Annotated in this window: 14 protein-coding genes; 4 read left to right on the top strand and 10 right to left on the bottom strand. The window is 51.2% G+C overall.

Annotated elements, in window-relative coordinates; genetic code table 11:
• Positions 1-36: 36 nt before the first annotated feature.
• Positions 37-1,092 carry a galactose ABC transporter substrate-binding protein gene (locus H3L98_RS09490; RefSeq protein ID WP_034333143.1) on the bottom strand — a complete coding sequence of 352 codons (1,056 nt, stop codon included), beginning with the start codon at positions 1,090-1,092 and terminating at the stop codon, positions 37-39.
• A 442-nt stretch (positions 1,093-1,534) separates the two neighbouring features.
• Here H3L98_RS09490 and H3L98_RS09485 point away from each other — a divergent pair, with 442 nt between their 5' ends.
• Positions 1,535-3,160, top strand: coding sequence for a CTP synthase (locus H3L98_RS09485; RefSeq protein WP_027021816.1), 1,626 nt, complete (start codon positions 1,535-1,537; stop codon positions 3,158-3,160).
• 37 nt (positions 3,161-3,197) lie between these two features.
• On the opposite strand, the gene H3L98_RS09480 is transcribed toward H3L98_RS09485, so the two are convergent.
• From H3L98_RS09480 to H3L98_RS09470, 3 genes are read right to left on the bottom strand one after another with little or no spacing between them, the layout of a single operon-like run.
• Entirely contained in the window at positions 3,198-3,713 is a 516-nt protein-coding gene (locus H3L98_RS09480) for a SixA phosphatase family protein (protein WP_027021815.1), read from the bottom strand.
• Entirely contained in the window at positions 3,710-4,498 is a 789-nt protein-coding gene (gene tadA / locus H3L98_RS09475; RefSeq protein ID WP_084481855.1) for a tRNA adenosine(34) deaminase TadA, read from the bottom strand. The genes H3L98_RS09480 and tadA overlap by 4 nt, the downstream gene beginning before the upstream one ends.
• A gap of 1 nt (position 4,499) precedes the next feature.
• Entirely contained in the window at positions 4,500-6,086 is a 1,587-nt protein-coding gene (locus H3L98_RS09470; RefSeq protein ID WP_027021814.1) for an inorganic phosphate transporter, read from the bottom strand.
• 319 nt (positions 6,087-6,405) lie between these two features.
• Here H3L98_RS09470 and H3L98_RS09465 point away from each other — a divergent pair, with 319 nt between their 5' ends.
• Positions 6,406-7,158: a Nif3-like dinuclear metal center hexameric protein gene (locus tag H3L98_RS09465; RefSeq protein ID WP_027021813.1), complete on the top strand. Its 753-nt coding sequence runs from the start codon at positions 6,406-6,408 to the stop codon at positions 7,156-7,158.
• A gap of 92 nt (positions 7,159-7,250) precedes the next feature.
• Positions 7,251-7,904: a YiaD family glycine zipper/OmpA-like lipoprotein gene (locus tag H3L98_RS09460; RefSeq protein ID WP_027021812.1), complete on the top strand. Its 654-nt coding sequence runs from the start codon at positions 7,251-7,253 to the stop codon at positions 7,902-7,904.
• Positions 7,905-7,993: 89 nt separating this feature from the next.
• On the opposite strand, the gene H3L98_RS09455 is transcribed toward H3L98_RS09460, so the two are convergent.
• The 6 genes from H3L98_RS09455 to H3L98_RS09430 form a co-directional block, all read right to left on the bottom strand.
• Positions 7,994-8,308 (bottom strand): integration host factor subunit beta, encoded by a 315-nt coding sequence (locus tag H3L98_RS09455; protein WP_027021811.1) that lies wholly within the window; start codon positions 8,306-8,308, stop codon positions 7,994-7,996.
• Between the two features lie 17 nt (positions 8,309-8,325).
• Positions 8,326-9,999, bottom strand: coding sequence for a 30S ribosomal protein S1 (gene rpsA, locus H3L98_RS09450; RefSeq protein ID WP_027021810.1), 1,674 nt, complete (start codon positions 9,997-9,999; stop codon positions 8,326-8,328).
• A 248-nt stretch (positions 10,000-10,247) separates the two neighbouring features.
• Complete coding sequence (cmk, locus tag H3L98_RS09445) at positions 10,248-10,898, bottom strand: (d)CMP kinase (protein ID WP_034333140.1); 651 nt, start codon at positions 10,896-10,898, stop codon at positions 10,248-10,250.
• A 25-nt stretch (positions 10,899-10,923) separates the two neighbouring features.
• Complete coding sequence (gene rsgA / locus H3L98_RS09440; protein ID WP_051532024.1) at positions 10,924-11,820, bottom strand: ribosome small subunit-dependent GTPase A; 897 nt, start codon at positions 11,818-11,820, stop codon at positions 10,924-10,926.
• Positions 11,821-11,825: 5 nt separating this feature from the next.
• Entirely contained in the window at positions 11,826-12,998 is a 1,173-nt protein-coding gene (lapB, locus tag H3L98_RS09435; RefSeq protein ID WP_027021807.1) for a lipopolysaccharide assembly protein LapB, read from the bottom strand.
• Between the two features lie 20 nt (positions 12,999-13,018).
• Positions 13,019-13,330, bottom strand: coding sequence for a LapA family protein (locus tag H3L98_RS09430; RefSeq protein ID WP_027021806.1), 312 nt, complete (start codon positions 13,328-13,330; stop codon positions 13,019-13,021).
• Between the two features lie 229 nt (positions 13,331-13,559).
• Between H3L98_RS09430 and H3L98_RS09425 the strand changes: the two genes are divergently transcribed.
• Positions 13,560-14,492 carry a branched-chain amino acid transaminase gene (locus H3L98_RS09425; protein ID WP_027021805.1) on the top strand — a complete coding sequence of 311 codons (933 nt, stop codon included), beginning with the start codon at positions 13,560-13,562 and terminating at the stop codon, positions 14,490-14,492.
• Positions 14,493-14,700 lie beyond the last annotated feature (208 nt).

Below are 14,700 nucleotides of genomic sequence, written 5' to 3'. Positions count from 1 at the left end.
TGTGGGGGCAACGGGCGTGCCGTTGCGCCGACAGAATCAGTTGCCGGAAGGCAGGAATTGGGCGAGGTTGGAGGTGTCGATATCCTGATAGGGGACTTTTACCACGCGGTATTCCATACTGTGACCGATGCCGTCTGCCGCGTCTTTGCCTGCGGCGAGGTTGGCGCCCATGTGCAGCGCGGTACGCGCCTGTTCGCGGAAATCGTTAAACACCGTTCCTGCCAAATCGCCGCTTTGCATGGCGCGTAAAGCAGGTTCGGAACCGTCAATGCCGAATACGGGCAAACGGATATTGTTTTGTTTTAACACATTGATGGCACCCAATGCCATGCTGTCGTTGTTGGCAAGCAGCACTTCCACACCGGCAAATGCGGGCGATTTTACCCATTCGCCCACCACTTCTTCGGCGGTGGTTTGATTAAACATGGCGGTTTGCTGGAACAATTGCTGTACGGGTACGCCCAATTTGGGATAGTGTTCCATCGTGCCTACCGACCATTTGGTACGCGCCATCGCGCCTTCGTGTCCCGGTGTGCCTTCCAACATGGCATATTGGATAATGCCGTCGCCGTTTTTATCCCAAGCGGGATTGGCGCGCCAGCCTTTGAGTACCTGACGCCCCTGCAGCATGCCTGCCTGCACCGAATCGCCTTCTACCATATAGGCATCGTTACAGGAAGCCAGCGGACGTTTGCCGGGGTGGTGGTCGATATACACCACGGGGATTTTGCGTTTGCACATGGTTTGCAAAAATACGGGACCTTGTGCCACGTCTGCCAAATTTACCACCAAGGCTTTGGCATTTTTATCCAACATATTGTTCAGTTGGGTATTTTGTAAATCTTGGTTATTGCGGGCGCTGTCAAGCAGCAGGGTAAGGGTAGGTTGTTGTTTGGCGGTTTCGGCAAAAGAATCGTACATGCCTTTAAAAAACGGATTGGTTTCAATGCTGCTGACCGATGCGCCAACTACGGCAGTGGGAAACGGACCGTTGGTATCGTGTTGGTGGTCGCGCTGTTTGCTGCAAGCTGCCACGGTGAGCAGGACACACAAACCTGCCAAACCTTTTAACAGGGTTTTGTCTGCATTCATCAAAGTTCCTTTTCGTTTCAAAACCCCGTAAGGGGTGCTATGGTCTTGCTTTTTTGATTGGGAACGAAACCGAATCAAAAACGCGCACCGAACCGGCAAGGGGCGGGCATGATTCGGTGGATGGGGAATTTGGTGGTTAAATCGGGTAAAAATACCTGATTTATATTGTATTTGTTTGTTTGTTTGTTTGTTTGTTTGTTTGTTTGTTTGTTTGTTTGTTTGTTTGTTTGTTTTATAAAAATAAGAAAAAACAATTGTGGCACATTATAATCATATCTGCTGCTTGTGCCAAGTTTTGTAAAGAATACAAAAACAAACGCTTTGTATTTAACCTTTTTTTACGCGCAGGCGTGTGGTATGGGGGCAACGGCTTTGTTTGGGTGTACTTTTGCCTTTGGGGTTTTTCGGCTAAAATCGCGCATTCCAACTCAGGTTTTGAATCATGACTAAGTTTATTTTCGTTACCGGCGGCGTTGTCTCCTCTTTGGGTAAGGGCATCGCCGCCGCTTCCATTGCCACGATTTTGGAATCGCGCGGGCTGAACGTTACCATGTTGAAGCTCGACCCATATATCAATGTGGACCCCGGTACGATGAGTCCGTTTCAGCATGGCGAGGTGTTTGTTACCGACGACGGCGCGGAAACCGATTTGGATTTGGGACATTACGAGCGTTTTATCAATGCCACCATGACGCGCTACAACAGCTTCAGTTCGGGGCAGGTGTATGAAAACGTGATTGCCAAAGAGCGCCGTGGCGATTATTTGGGCGGAACGGTGCAGGTGATTCCGCACATTACCGACGAAATCAAACGCCGTATTCACGAAGGCGCGGGCAATGCAGACGTGGCGATTGTGGAAATCGGCGGAACGGTGGGCGATATTGAATCGCTGCCGTTTTTGGAAGCGATTCGGCAGATGCGTTCGCAATTGGGGCGCACGCATTCTTTGTTTGTGCATTTGAGCTATGTGCCGTTTATTGCGGCGGCGGGCGAAATCAAAACCAAGCCCACGCAGCATTCGGTAAAAGAACTGCGCGAAATCGGCATTCAGCCCGATGTGTTGATTTGTCGCATGGACAGGGTATTGCCCGAAGAAGAAAAACGCAAAATCGCGCTGTTTTGCAATGTGGAAGAACGTGCCGTGATTGGCTGTTACGATGCGCCCAGTATTTACGAAATTCCCGAAATGCTGCATTCGCAAGGCATTGACACCATTTTGTGTGAGCAATTGCAATTAACGGTGCGCCAAGCAGATTTGACCGAATGGAAAAAAATCGTTTACGCGGTACAAAATCCGCAGCATGTGGTCAAAATTGCGATGGTGGGCAAATATGTAGATTTGACCGAATCGTATAAATCGCTGACGGAAGCCTTGAAACACGCGGGCATTCACACGCAAACCGATGTGCAAATCACTTATATTGACAGCGAATCGATTGAAAAAGACGGTACGGACTGCTTGAAAGGTTTTGATGCGGTGCTGGTACCAGGCGGATTTGGTTTGCGCGGGGTGGAAGGCAAAATCGCGGCGGCGCGTTTTGCCCGCAAAAACGGCGTACCGTATTTGGGCATCTGCTTGGGTATGCAGATTGCGCTGATTGAATATGCACGTGATGTGGCGGGTTTGGCGGGCGCGAATTCCACCGAGTTTGACCCGAAAACGCCTGCGCCTGTGGTGGCTTTGATTGACGAGTGGCAAACGGCAGACGGTGCGGTAGAGCAGCGTGATGAACACGCGGATTTGGGCGGCACCATGCGTTTGGGCGCACAAGAAGTTGAGTTGAAAGACGACAGCTTGGCGGCGAAAATTTATGGGGCAAACCGTATCCGTGAACGCCATCGCCACCGTTATGAAGTGAATAACGGCTATGTGCCGCAGTTGGAAGCGGCGGGTTTGACCATCGGCGGGGTATCGGCTGGGCGTGAGCGTTTGGTGGAATGTATTGAAATTACGGGACATCCGTGGTTTTTTGCCTGTCAGTTCCATCCTGAATTTACTTCTACGCCGCGCAAAGGGCATCCTTTGTTTAATGCGTTTGTGAAAGCCGCGCAAACGCAGCAGCAGTAAAAAAACGCGCCCTGTAGTGATACGGGGCGCGTTTGGTTTATTTGTTGGATGGGGTGGGCAATTCGTCTAAATCGGCGGGGGCAAGCACCATTTTTAATTTGGCATGCAGTTTATCTTCTGTGTCGTATTTGATTTGAAACCACCAAAACGCGCCTTTTTTTACCGACCAAATATGCGGTTGCGCCCAATTGCCGTTTAGCAGAAAGGCGCAAAGCTGTCCTATCCACGGCTGGTGTCCGACAATGAGGGCGTGTCCTTCGCTGCCGAGGTTCTTAATCAGCGCGGGCAGGGTGCGGGCATCTACATCGGGATTGAGCGCGGGGGTAATGTGGTAATCTTTAAAGGCTTTGCCCAAGCTGTCGGCGGTTTGCTGGCTGCGGGCGGCTTGGGAAACGTAAATGCGGGTGTCGGCAGGCAGTTTGCCACGCAGATAGGCTGCGGCTTTTTTTGCCTGTTTGTGTCCTTTGCGGGTAAGGGTGCGCGGCAGGTCGCGCCCGTCTGCTTGGGCTTCTTCGGCTTCGGCGTGCCGCCATAAAATCAGGTTGAGAGTCATGTCGGTTCCTTGTCGGGTTGTTCGGGGGACGATGTTTGCGCTTCTTCGGCTTCTGGGATGCAGGGACGCTGACGGCGTTGGCGGAAAAAGCTGCGCATCAGTTCTTGCGACTGCTCTGCCATAATGCCGCCGAGTACGGCGGTGTGGGCGTTAAGCGTTTTTAGGGCAAACAGATTGGTAATGCTGCCCGCCGCGCCAGTTTTGGGCTCGGGCGCAGCGTAAATCACGCGGCGCACTCGTGCCTGTATCAAGGCAGATGCACACATACAGCAAGGCTCTAGGCTCACATACACATCGCAGTCGTTCAAACGGTAATTGTGCAGCATTTTGCCTGCTTTTTCCAAAGCGAGGATTTCGGCGTGTGCGCCCACGCTGTTGCGGGCGATACAGGCGTTGCCCGCGCCTGCGATGATGTTGCCCTTATGCACCACCACCGCACCCACGGGGATTTCGCCCGCTTCGCCTGCGCGTTTGGCTTCCAGCAGTGCCACGCGCATCCATTTTTCCATTTCATTGGGCGGGGGGAACAGGGCAACAGGCGGACAGTCGCGCAGGCGTTGTTCCCAAAGGGTGCGAGCGGAATCGCTTAATTGTGCCGTGTGTTCCAAGCCTTGCGCCAAGGCAACCAATTGCCAAAACACGCGCTTGGTGATGCCACCATTTTGCTTGAGCAGTAAAAACACACGGCAGGGGTCGGCATGGCGCAAGTCTTGTGCGTTGCGGATACCAAAGTGCGCCAAATTGGTTTGAACCTGTTTGGGCAGGGGTGGAAAAATATCCAACATATCAGCCAAAGATTCCACGCAAGGCAAAGAACGCACCCACCGACAGCAGCGATGCGGCAGGCAGGGTAATCACCCACGCCAAACCAATGGGTTTCATCATTTGCCAATTGGCATTTTTATTCACCAAACCGATGCCCAAAACCGCGCCCACCAAAATATGCGTGCTGGATACGGGCAAACCCATCACCGAAGCCGCCATCACCACCGTAGCGGCAGACAATTCGGCGGTAAAGCCAGACGAAGGATGTAATTCCGCCAAGCCTTTACCCACGGTTTGAATCACTTCTTTACCGATAAACCATAAACCCACCACCAGCGCCACGCCAAAAGTCAGCATGGCAACAGGGGGAATAGATGCACTCGCGCCAATATCGTTGGTACGCAGCACGTCCATAATCGCAGCAAACGGACCGATGGCGTTGGCAATATCGTTGGCACCGTGGCTAAACGCAAAACCCGCAGCAGTAAACACCTGCATCCACGAAAACATCAAAAAGGTGGATTTTGCCAAATCTTTGCGCTTGAGTGTGCGTGCGTAAATAAAGGTTGCCAACCAAATAAACGCGCCCACCATCAAGATAATCAAAGTGTTGGTTAGGGTGCTCATGCCCAGTTTGAGGTTTTGCAAGCCTTTAAACAGCAGCATGGCGGTAATCATCATGCCTGCCAGCGAGGAAATCACAGGCACCCACGATTCTAGGGCTTTGTATGCGCCAATGGTGTTTTTTTGGCTTTCAATTTCGTATAAGCGTTTGTAGTAATTGGATTCTAACTCGGAAGGGTCAAAATCGGATTTGGACGAGTAAATCTCGGCATCGCGTGCCATGGCGGCGGCAATACGCGGTTTTTCTTCGGGGGAAAGGTCTTCAAATTTTCTTTTATGTTCTTCTTTATAACGTTTTTTCTCGGCTTTGATTTTTTTGAGGGCTTCATCGGCTTTGTCGTTGTAGTCCAAAACGTGTTTTTTGACCAATGAAAACAGGAAGTAGGAAACTGCACCGCCCAGCACAGGCGACAACACCCACGAGACAGCAATCGCGCCAATTTTTTCCCATTTCACCAATGCCAAGGCATTGGCATTGGGAATCAGCCAGCCCAATGCCAGCGAGCTGCCGACAATGCCGCCAATAATGGAATGGGTGGTGGAAACGGGCAGCCCTTTATAAGTGGCAAACAGCAGCCACAGCGCAGCAGCCAACAGCGCGGACATCATAATAAATACCAAATCCAAAGGCTGCATGGGGAGGGCGTTGAGATTGACGATGCCGTTGCGGATGGTGGCAGTTACTTCGCCGCCTGCCAGCACCGCGCCACTGACTTCAAACACCGCCGCCACCATCAGCGCTTGCGGAACGGTAAGCGTGCCGGCACCCACCGATGTGCCAAAAGAATTGGCGACATCATTGCCGCCGATATTAAACGCCATAAACACACCGAAAAACGTTGCTAATAAAAACAACGTGGTATGATTTTGGTGGGTGTAGCCCAAACCCCAATACACAAAATATCCAACCATCACCACCAACATTACCGCAAACAGGGTGTTGGTTTTACGCATGGGTGCAGCAGCAGGCGAAGCCTGTAACATAGTTTTTTCCTTGCAGTAGAGAGAAAAAGTCGGCGGCAGGGCAAATGGCGTAAAAAAAGTGCCCACGCAACAAACACAACGGATGCGGCACTGTTTTCATTTTGACCATGATTCCTTTATCGGGTTTGAAACCCCGCGCAACGGGGCGGTATAATGCCAGTTTGCCGACCCGAAACACCGCTTTAAATCCAGTGTTTCAGCGTCAAACCGCCTATAGAAATTATAACCAACGGTAAGCGTTTGTAAAAGCCCCAAACGGCAGATTTACGGCGTGTTTTGCCCGTTTGCCAATACCGATTTGAAACCCCGAAGGAAATTTATGTCCAAGCGTCAAGATATTTTGCAGTATTGCGATGAAGTGTTGCAAACCGCGCTGTTTAAAGACTATGCCCCCAACGGCTTGCAGGTGGAAGGCACAGAACAGGTTGATAAAATCATTACCGCCGTGACTGCCAGCCGCGCCGCGATTGATTACGCTGCCGCCCAAAACGCCCAATTATTGCTGGTGCATCACGGTATGTTTTGGAAAAGCGAACCTGTTACCATTACGGGATGGAAAAAACAGCGTATTGCCGCGCTGTTGGCGCACAACATCAATATGGCGGGCTATCATTTGCCTTTGGACGCGCACCCCGAATTGGGCAACAACGCCCAATTGGCACAACTGTTTGATTGGAAAATTGAAAAGCGTTTTGGCGAGCAAAACCTGATGAATATCGGCGAATTGCCCAGCAGTCAGAACACGCTTGCCAAGCTGTTGGCGGCGGTGGCGGAAAAACTGGGGCGCGAAGCGGTGTTTGCAGGTGCACCCGAACAGCCTTTAAAACGGATTGCGTGGTGTACGGGCGGGGCGCAGGGCTTTTTTCAAACGGCGATTGATGCAGGCGCAGACGTGTATCTAACAGGCGAGATTTCCGAAGCGCAATATCATCTTGCCAACGAAACAGGCGTGGCGTTTGTGTCGGCGGGGCATCACGCCACCGAGCGCGGCGGTATTCGTGCTTTAGGCGAGGCTTTGTCGGCACAATTCGGTGTGGAATGCCTGTTTTTTGATGAAGCCAATCCTGCGTGAAACTGCGTGTAAAAATAACGTCAATTTTTACAATAGGCGTGGCAGTTGCGTTATAGTATGTGTTTTATTTTGATTATTTTAAGGAGCAAACAATGAAACTGTTTCAATCGGCAATCGTAGTGGCTGTGGCTGCTGCTTTGGGCTTGAGCGGCTGTGTAACCAATCCGAATACCGGCGAGCGCAGCGCCAGCAAAACAGCGGTTTATGGTGTGGGCGCAGCCGTTACCTGCGGCATTATCGGCGCGATTACCCACGGCAGCAAAGGTGCGCGTAATTCGGCTGCGGCATGTGGCGCAGTGGGTGCGGGTGTAGGCGGTTACATGGACTACCAAGAGAAAAAATTGCGCGAATCGCTGGCAAATACCGGTGTGGAAGTGGCGCGTGAAGGTAATCAAATCAAGCTGACCATGCCCGAAAGCGTAACGTTTGCCACAGGACGTTATGATTTATCGCCGCACGCGCAAAGCTCTTTGGACAAAGCCGCGCAAACTTTGGCAATGTACACCGATACCACCATCAGCATCATCGGTCATACCGACAGCACAGGTAACGATGAAATCAACAATCCCTTGTCGCAAAACCGTGCCAATTCTGTGGCGCAATACCTGAACAGCCGTGGTGTGGCAGCCAGCCGCATGAGTGTGGCAGGACGCGGTTCTTATCAGCCCATTGCTTCCAATGCCACGCCTGAAGGACGCGCCCAAAACCGTCGTGTGGAAATCCTGATTAACCCCAAAGCCAACTAATTTTTTTACTTTATCAGTATAAAAACAAAACACCATGAAAATTAAATTTTCATGGTGTTTTTTTACTTATCCGAATACAGATTGCCGCATTAGCCCTTGCGTTTTGCCGCTTGGTCTACGCGTTCGCGCAATTCCTTGCCCGGTTTGAAATGGGGGACATATTTGGCAGGCACGTCCACGCGCTCACCGGTTTTCGGATTGCGGCCGATACGCGCAGGGCGGTGGTTTAAATCGAAGCTGCCGAAGCCGCGGATTTCAATGCGCTGACCGCGTGCCAGCGAGCGTGTCATGGTATCTACCAAAACTTTGACACTGTATTCGATGTCTTTGTTTTGCAGTTGGGCATGGCTGTTTTTTTGCATAAACAGGTCTGCCAAACGTGCCATCAGTTCGGATTTGGTCATAGCTTAACCTACTTAGTTTATTGTTTACCCAAAGAAGCTTTCAGCAAGTCGCCCAAGCTGGTGGTACCCGCATTGGCAGCAGAAGCCGCATTAACGGATTTGAGTGCGTCGCGGTTGTCTTTTTCGTCTTTGGCTTTAACAGACAGTTTGATGTTGCGGCTCTTACGGTCAATCGTGATGATAACCGCTTCCACTTCATCGCCTTCTTTCAGCTTGGTGGACAAATCTTCCACGCGTTCGCTGTCAAATTCGGAAGCGGGCAGGTAGCCTTCCACTTCTTCCGCCAGCTCAATCAATGCGCCTTTGGCTTCCACAGACTTCACAGAACCTTTTACCAGTGAACCTTTGTCGTTTACGCTGATAAAGTTACCGAAGGGGTCGCCTTCCAGTTGTTTGATGCCCAAAGAAATGCGTTCTTTTTCCACATCAATGGCCAACACAACGGCTTCCACTTCTTCGCCTTTTTTGTATTTGCGAACCGCTTCTTCGCCGCTTTCGCTCCAAGACAAATCAGACAGGTGTACCAAGCCGTCGATATTACCAGGCAAGCCCACGAATACGCCGAAATCGGTAATGGATTTAACCGCGCCTTTGATTTTGTCGCCTTTATTGTAGTTGGCTTCAAAATCTTGCCACGGGTTGGCTTGACATTGTTTCATGCCCAAGCTGATGCGGCGTTTGTCTTCGTCGATGTCCAAAATCATCACTTCTACTTCGTCGCCCAATTGAACAACTTTGCTCGGATGAACGTTTTTGTTGGTCCAGTCCATTTCGGAAACGTGTACCAAACCTTCGATGCCTTGCTCGATTTCTACAAACGCGCCGTAGTCGGTCAGGTTGGATACTTTGCCGAACAGACGGGTGCCTTGCGGATAGCGGCGAGCCAAACCGTCCCACGGGTCTTCGCCCAGTTGTTTCAAGCCCAGAGAAACACGTTGTTTGTCTTGGTCAAAGCGCAATACTTTGGCTTCCACTTCTTGACCCACTTCCAGCACTTCGCTGGGGTGTTTCACGCGGCGCCATGCCAAATCGGTGATGTGCAGCAAGCCGTCGATGCCGCCCAAGTCCACAAACGCACCGTAATCGGTAATGTTTTTCACGATGCCTTTAACGATGGTGTCTTCCTGCAGGTTTTCCAGCAGGGCTTTGCGCTCTTCGCCCAAGGTTTCTTCCAGCACGGCACGGCGGGAAACGACCACGTTATTGCGTTTTTTGTCCAATTTAATCACTTTGAATTCAATTTCTTTGCCTTCAAAGTGTGAGGTGTCTTTTACGGGGCGGATGTCCACCAGCGAACCGGGCAGGAAAGCACGGATGCTGTTAATCATCACGGTCAAGCCGCCTTTTACTTTGCCATTGATAAAGCCGGACAGGATTTCGCCGTCTTCCATGGCTTCTTCCAAACGAATCCAATCGGCGGCGCGGCGGGCTTTGTCGCGGGACAATTTGGTTTCACCGAAGCCGTTTTCAACAGATTCGATGGTAACGGTAACAAAATCGCCTACTTTAACTTCCAATTCGCCTTGGGGGTTTTTGAATTCGGCGATGTCAATCAGCGATTCGGATTTCAATGCGGCATTGACGATTACGAATTTATCGGTAATCTCAACAACTTCTGCGGTGATGATTTCACCGTGGGTCATTTCTTGGGTGGCTGAATACTCTTCAAGCAACTGGGCAAAATTTTCCATGTGGTCTTGCTTTCAATGCACCGCCAAGGGGCGCGGGGGTGGGGGGTTATCAAATGCCGCCGTCCTTGGCACGGGGGCATACATAAGTAATTCTTTCGCTTACACCTGTTTGTGTGGCAAATGGGCAGGTTTGAACAAAAATAACAAATTTCAAACGCTGTGCTTTTCAAAATTTTTTGTTGAAAAACAAAATGTTTTTTATTTTTGTGCCTATCACAGGCGTTGTGAACGCGCATTATAAAGCAAAATTATTTTTTGTGATACCAATCAAGCACTTTTTTTACCGATTCTTCAATACTTAATGCAGAGGTATCCAGCAGCAGGGCATCGGGCAACTGGCGCAGCGGGGCAACGGGGCGGCGGCGGTCGGCTTCGTCGCGTGCTTCAATATCGGATAGAATCCGTTCAAACTCAATGCCTTCTAATGGTAAGCCCAATTGCTTGGCACGGCGTTCGGCGCGGATGTGGGCATCGGCAGTCAGAAAAATTTTCAATTCGGCATCAGGAAAAACGATGGCGCCGATATCGCGCCCGTCTGCCACCAAGCCTTGTGCGCTTAAAAAATCGCGCTGGCGTTGCAGCAGGGCGGTGCGGACGGCGGGCAGGGCAGCCACGGCAGATGCGCCCATGCCGATGCTTTCGCTGCGGATGGCGGCAGATACGTCGTCGCCTGCCAATAAAATGCGCCCGTCAATAAATTCGGCGGGCAGTTCGGCGGTGAGTTGGGCGAGGGCAGCTTCATCCGTCCACTCAATGCCTTGATTTTGAGCGTAAAGCGCGGTTAAGCGGTAGAGTGCGCCCGAATCCAAATAGGCATAACCCAACGCGGCGGCAACACGGGCAGCCACCGTGCCTTTGCCCGAAGCGGAAGGTCCGTCAATCGCGATGACTTTTTGCATGCTTAATCCTTTATTTATTTGAAAATTAGCGCTTAAGTTCGTCAGTCAATTTTTGCAAAAACGCCAGCCGTTCGGCGCGAATCATGCCTTGTTCGGCAGCGTTTTTCAGGGCGCAAGCAGGTTCGGCGCGATGGCTGCAATTGTGAAAACGGCATTGTCCCAACAGCGGACGCATTTCGGGGAAATACTGTGCCAATTCTTCTGCGGCGATGTGGTGTAAACCGAATTCCTGCAAACCAGGGGAATCAATTAACTGCGTTTCCGAATCCAAATCATACAGTTGGGCGTGAGTGGTGGTGTGTTTGCCACTGCCCAAAGCTGCTGATAAATCCCCCGTGCGGGCGTGATTTTGTCCCAATAGCGCATTGGTTAGCGTGGATTTCCCCACCCCGCTTGCGCCCAATAAAATATTGCTTTTGCCTTGCAACAGCGGGGGCAGTTCCGCTACCGAATGCAAAGCCGACAACGTCGTTACACGGTAAGACAAGGCGCGGTACGCTTCCAAACGCGCCAACCAATCGGCTGTTTCGGGTAAATCGGTTTTATTAACAACGATTAAGGGTTCAACGCCCGCTGCTTCCGCCGCAATCAATGCCCGTTGCAACAAGATTTCGTTGGGTGCGGGAACAGCAGCCGTAACAATCAGAATCTGCTCAACATTCGCCGCAATTAATTTGCTTTTCCAAGCATCTTGGCGGTAAAGCAGGCTGTGGCGCGGCAAATATTCTTCAATCACTGCCTGTGCGCTATTTAATATGCCAATACGCACAAAATCGCCACAGGCAAAATCGCTGCGTTTGCTGCGGGTGCTGGCTTCGTAAGTGGTGCCGTCTGCCAGACGCACGGTGTAGCGGCGACCGTAAGCAGCGGTAATTTGTGCCGTATTTTCAGGCGCATCGCTTGGAAAAAAGTGGTGCTTCAAAACAGCTAAACCTCAATTTTGTTGGGCGTAAACGTTTCCCATTTATTGCATGCGGGGCAGTGCCAGAAAAATACCTGCGATTTAAAATGGCAGTGGCGGCAGCGGTACATCAGCGATTTTTGCAATTGTCGTCCCACAATCCCGCGCATCATGTCGGCATCGGCTTTCCAAGCGGGATTCAAATCACTGATTTGTAAACCCAATAAACGGTAAACGCCGTTTAAATCGGGCTTGGCGCGTACCCGTTCCACCGCAGCGGCATTGGCAGCGGCTTCGCCGTGCAGCAGCAGCGATTTTTCATAAATCACATTCACCAAATCCAATTGCGGGAAAGTCTGCGCGTAACCCATCAGCACGTTCAGTCCTTCCTCGCCCTTGCCTTGGGCATCGTAAGCATCGTACAAACGCTCGCCCACCATGCTCAAATAAGCGTAGTTCTGCTTTTCAATCGCAGTATAAGCGGCGACAGCAGCAGGGTAATCGCCTGTTTTTTGGGCAATATCGCCCAATATCATATTGGCACGGGTGCATTTTTTATTGGCATCTAATGCGGTCAGGGCGTGGGTGCGGGCTTGCTCCCAATCGGAACGGAACAAGGCAGCTTGCGCCATTTCGCAATAAAATTGCGCGATTTCAAACTGATAAGTTTGTTCATCATGCGCCAGCAGCTTGGCGGTGGAAACGGCTTTTTCCCAATCCCTGTCCTGCTGGTAGATGTTTAACAGCACTTCGCGGGCAGGTTTTGCCATATTGCTTTGTTGCAAATCCAAAAAAATGCGTTCTGCCCTGTCCACCAAACCCGCGCTTTGATAGTCCAAACCCAATTCGTACTGAACCTGTTCGCGCCGTTCGCCCACCACATCGGGCGAATGCAGCAGGGCTTGGTGCATGGCGATGGCTTTGTCGTTTTCGCCGCGCTGACGGTAAAGTTTGCCCAAGGTTAAACTGGGTTCGTAGGGGTTTTGTGCCTGTTCCACCGCTTCGGCAAGCTGGCGGGCGGCTTTGCCGCTGTTGCGCGACACCATGGCATCCAAGCTGCCGTAAAAGCCTGTCGGCACGGTTTTGGCTTGTTTTAACACGGTTTTCATGTCAATACGCGCAGCAAACCAGCCCATGCCGAAAAACACGGGCAGCAGCGCGATGGGCAGCAGCAGCTGCCAAAGTTCCCAATCGCTCATTCAAACATCCTGCTGCGGGTTTATTTGTGTGCGCCTTCAATCGGTTGTGGGGCAGACAAGTCTTGGGTGGTCAAACGGGCGGTTTTTTCTACTTCGTGGCGCAAGCGGTTGTTTTCGCTTCGTAAACGCAAAATGCGCCCAAACATGGCAAACATGCCGAATACCGCACCAATCACAAACATACCAAACATCACCACAATCAGCGGCAGTTGTACTTCCTGTCCAGGTAGATAGGCGAAATTAACGCGGTTGGTATTGATAAATGCCAGCACCAACAACAACAGCAAAATAAACAGCTTGATAATTAAAGAAATGATTTTAAAAAATTTCATAATGATTCCTTTTGTGTTTGGCGGGGCAAGCCGCCGCGTGTTCAATTTGGGGTGCAGACGGGCTCTGTTCCCAATCGGGGCGTAAGTGTAAACGATTTGGCGTTTTTGTGATACGGTTTGCGCTGTTGTATGTGGAAAGAAAAATATGGCGGTATAATGTGGCGGAAACTTTCCGCATTCCGCGCCGCAGCGTGCGGAAACATCAGAAGCAAACCACAGGAGAAACCTTATGACTACCCCCACTATGGACAACCGTGACGGCAAAATCTGGTACAACGGCGAACTGGTTGAGTGGCGCGATGCCAAAACCCATGTTTTGACCCATACCCTGCATTACGGTATGGGCGTGTTTGAAGGCGTACGCGCTTATGAAACCGCCAAAGGCGCAGCCGTGTTCCGCCTGCACGACCACACCCGCCGCCTGTTTGATTCCGCCAAAATTGTCGGCATGAAGCTGCCGTTTACCGAAGAACAAATCAATCAGGCGCATTTGGATGTTGTGAAAGCCAACAACCTGAAATCCTGCTATTTCCGCCCGATGGCGTTTTACGGTTCGGGCAAACTGGGCATTGCCCCCAAGCCCGATGATGTGCAAGTGATTGTGGCGGCGTGGGCGTGGGGCGCGTATTTGGGCGAAGAAGGTTTAAAACGCGGTATCCGTTGCAAAATCAGCAGCTTTACCCGCCATCACCCCAATATCACCATGATTAAAGCCAAAGCCAACGGCAATTATATGAATTCCATTATGGCGAACAGCGAAGCGGTACGCGGCGGTTACGACGAAGCCATTTTGTTGGATGCACAGGGCTATGTGGCGGAAGGTGCGGGCGAAAATATTTTTGTGGTGCGTGGCGGCAAGCTGTACACCCCTGCCTTGGACGTGGCATTAGACGGCATCACCCGCCGCACCGCCATTGCCATTGCCGCCGATTTGGGCTTGGAAGTGATTGAAAAACGCATTACCCGTGATGAGCTGTATATCGCCGACGAAGTGTTCTTTACAGGTACAGCGGCGGAAATTACCCCCGTACGCGAAATTGACGACCGCAACATCGGTGCAGGCGAGCGCGGCGAAATCACCGCCCAAATCCAGCAACGTTTCTTTGATATTGTGGAAGGGCGCGATGAGCGTTACGCCGATTGGCTGACTTATGTTGCCTGATAGCAGAGTGGTGAAATAGCTATTGATTACCATGCTCCTGTATTAGGGCGTGTCCCTATTTGCTTTGCCAAGCGGTTTTTTGAGTAGAAACCCGTGTATGCAAGGCAAAAATCCGCGCAAGGTTGAACACCTTGCAAGGATTTTTAACGCGGCAGACGCGGATTTGCGCCAAAAATACCGCCGCATAAGTAAATAGGGGCACGCCCTA

Origin of the sequence: Conchiformibius steedae, assembly GCF_014054725.1 — a bacterium.
In the GTDB taxonomy this organism is placed as follows: domain Bacteria; phylum Pseudomonadota; class Gammaproteobacteria; order Burkholderiales; family Neisseriaceae; genus Conchiformibius; species Conchiformibius steedae.
Note: the sequence above shows the minus strand (reverse complement) of the source record. Positions and strands in the feature narration are given on the sequence as shown.

What these genes read in the sequence shown, in the direction of transcription:
- H3L98_RS09490 (WP_034333143.1), bottom strand. Translation starts at nt 1,092, where the DNA reads ATGAATGCAGACAAAACCCTGTTAAAAGGTTTGGCAGGTTTGTGTGTC.
- H3L98_RS09485 (WP_027021816.1), top strand. Translation starts at nt 1,535, where the DNA reads ATGACTAAGTTTATTTTCGTTACCGGCGGCGTTGTCTCCTCTTTGGGT.
- H3L98_RS09480 (WP_027021815.1), bottom strand. Translation starts at nt 3,713, where the DNA reads ATGACTCTCAACCTGATTTTATGGCGGCACGCCGAAGCCGAAGAAGCC.
- tadA (WP_084481855.1), bottom strand. Translation starts at nt 4,498, where the DNA reads ATGTTGGATATTTTTCCACCCCTGCCCAAACAGGTTCAAACCAATTTG.
- H3L98_RS09470 (WP_027021814.1), bottom strand. Translation starts at nt 6,086, where the DNA reads ATGTTACAGGCTTCGCCTGCTGCTGCACCCATGCGTAAAACCAACACC.
- H3L98_RS09465 (WP_027021813.1), top strand. Translation starts at nt 6,406, where the DNA reads ATGTCCAAGCGTCAAGATATTTTGCAGTATTGCGATGAAGTGTTGCAA.
- H3L98_RS09460 (WP_027021812.1), top strand. Translation starts at nt 7,251, where the DNA reads ATGAAACTGTTTCAATCGGCAATCGTAGTGGCTGTGGCTGCTGCTTTG.
- H3L98_RS09455 (WP_027021811.1), bottom strand. Translation starts at nt 8,308, where the DNA reads ATGACCAAATCCGAACTGATGGCACGTTTGGCAGACCTGTTTATGCAA.
- rpsA (WP_027021810.1), bottom strand. Translation starts at nt 9,999, where the DNA reads ATGGAAAATTTTGCCCAGTTGCTTGAAGAGTATTCAGCCACCCAAGAA.
- cmk (WP_034333140.1), bottom strand. Translation starts at nt 10,898, where the DNA reads ATGCAAAAAGTCATCGCGATTGACGGACCTTCCGCTTCGGGCAAAGGC.
- lapB (WP_027021807.1), bottom strand. Translation starts at nt 12,998, where the DNA reads ATGAGCGATTGGGAACTTTGGCAGCTGCTGCTGCCCATCGCGCTGCTG.
- H3L98_RS09430 (WP_027021806.1), bottom strand. Translation starts at nt 13,330, where the DNA reads ATGAAATTTTTTAAAATCATTTCTTTAATTATCAAGCTGTTTATTTTG.
- H3L98_RS09425 (WP_027021805.1), top strand. Translation starts at nt 13,560, where the DNA reads ATGACTACCCCCACTATGGACAACCGTGACGGCAAAATCTGGTACAAC.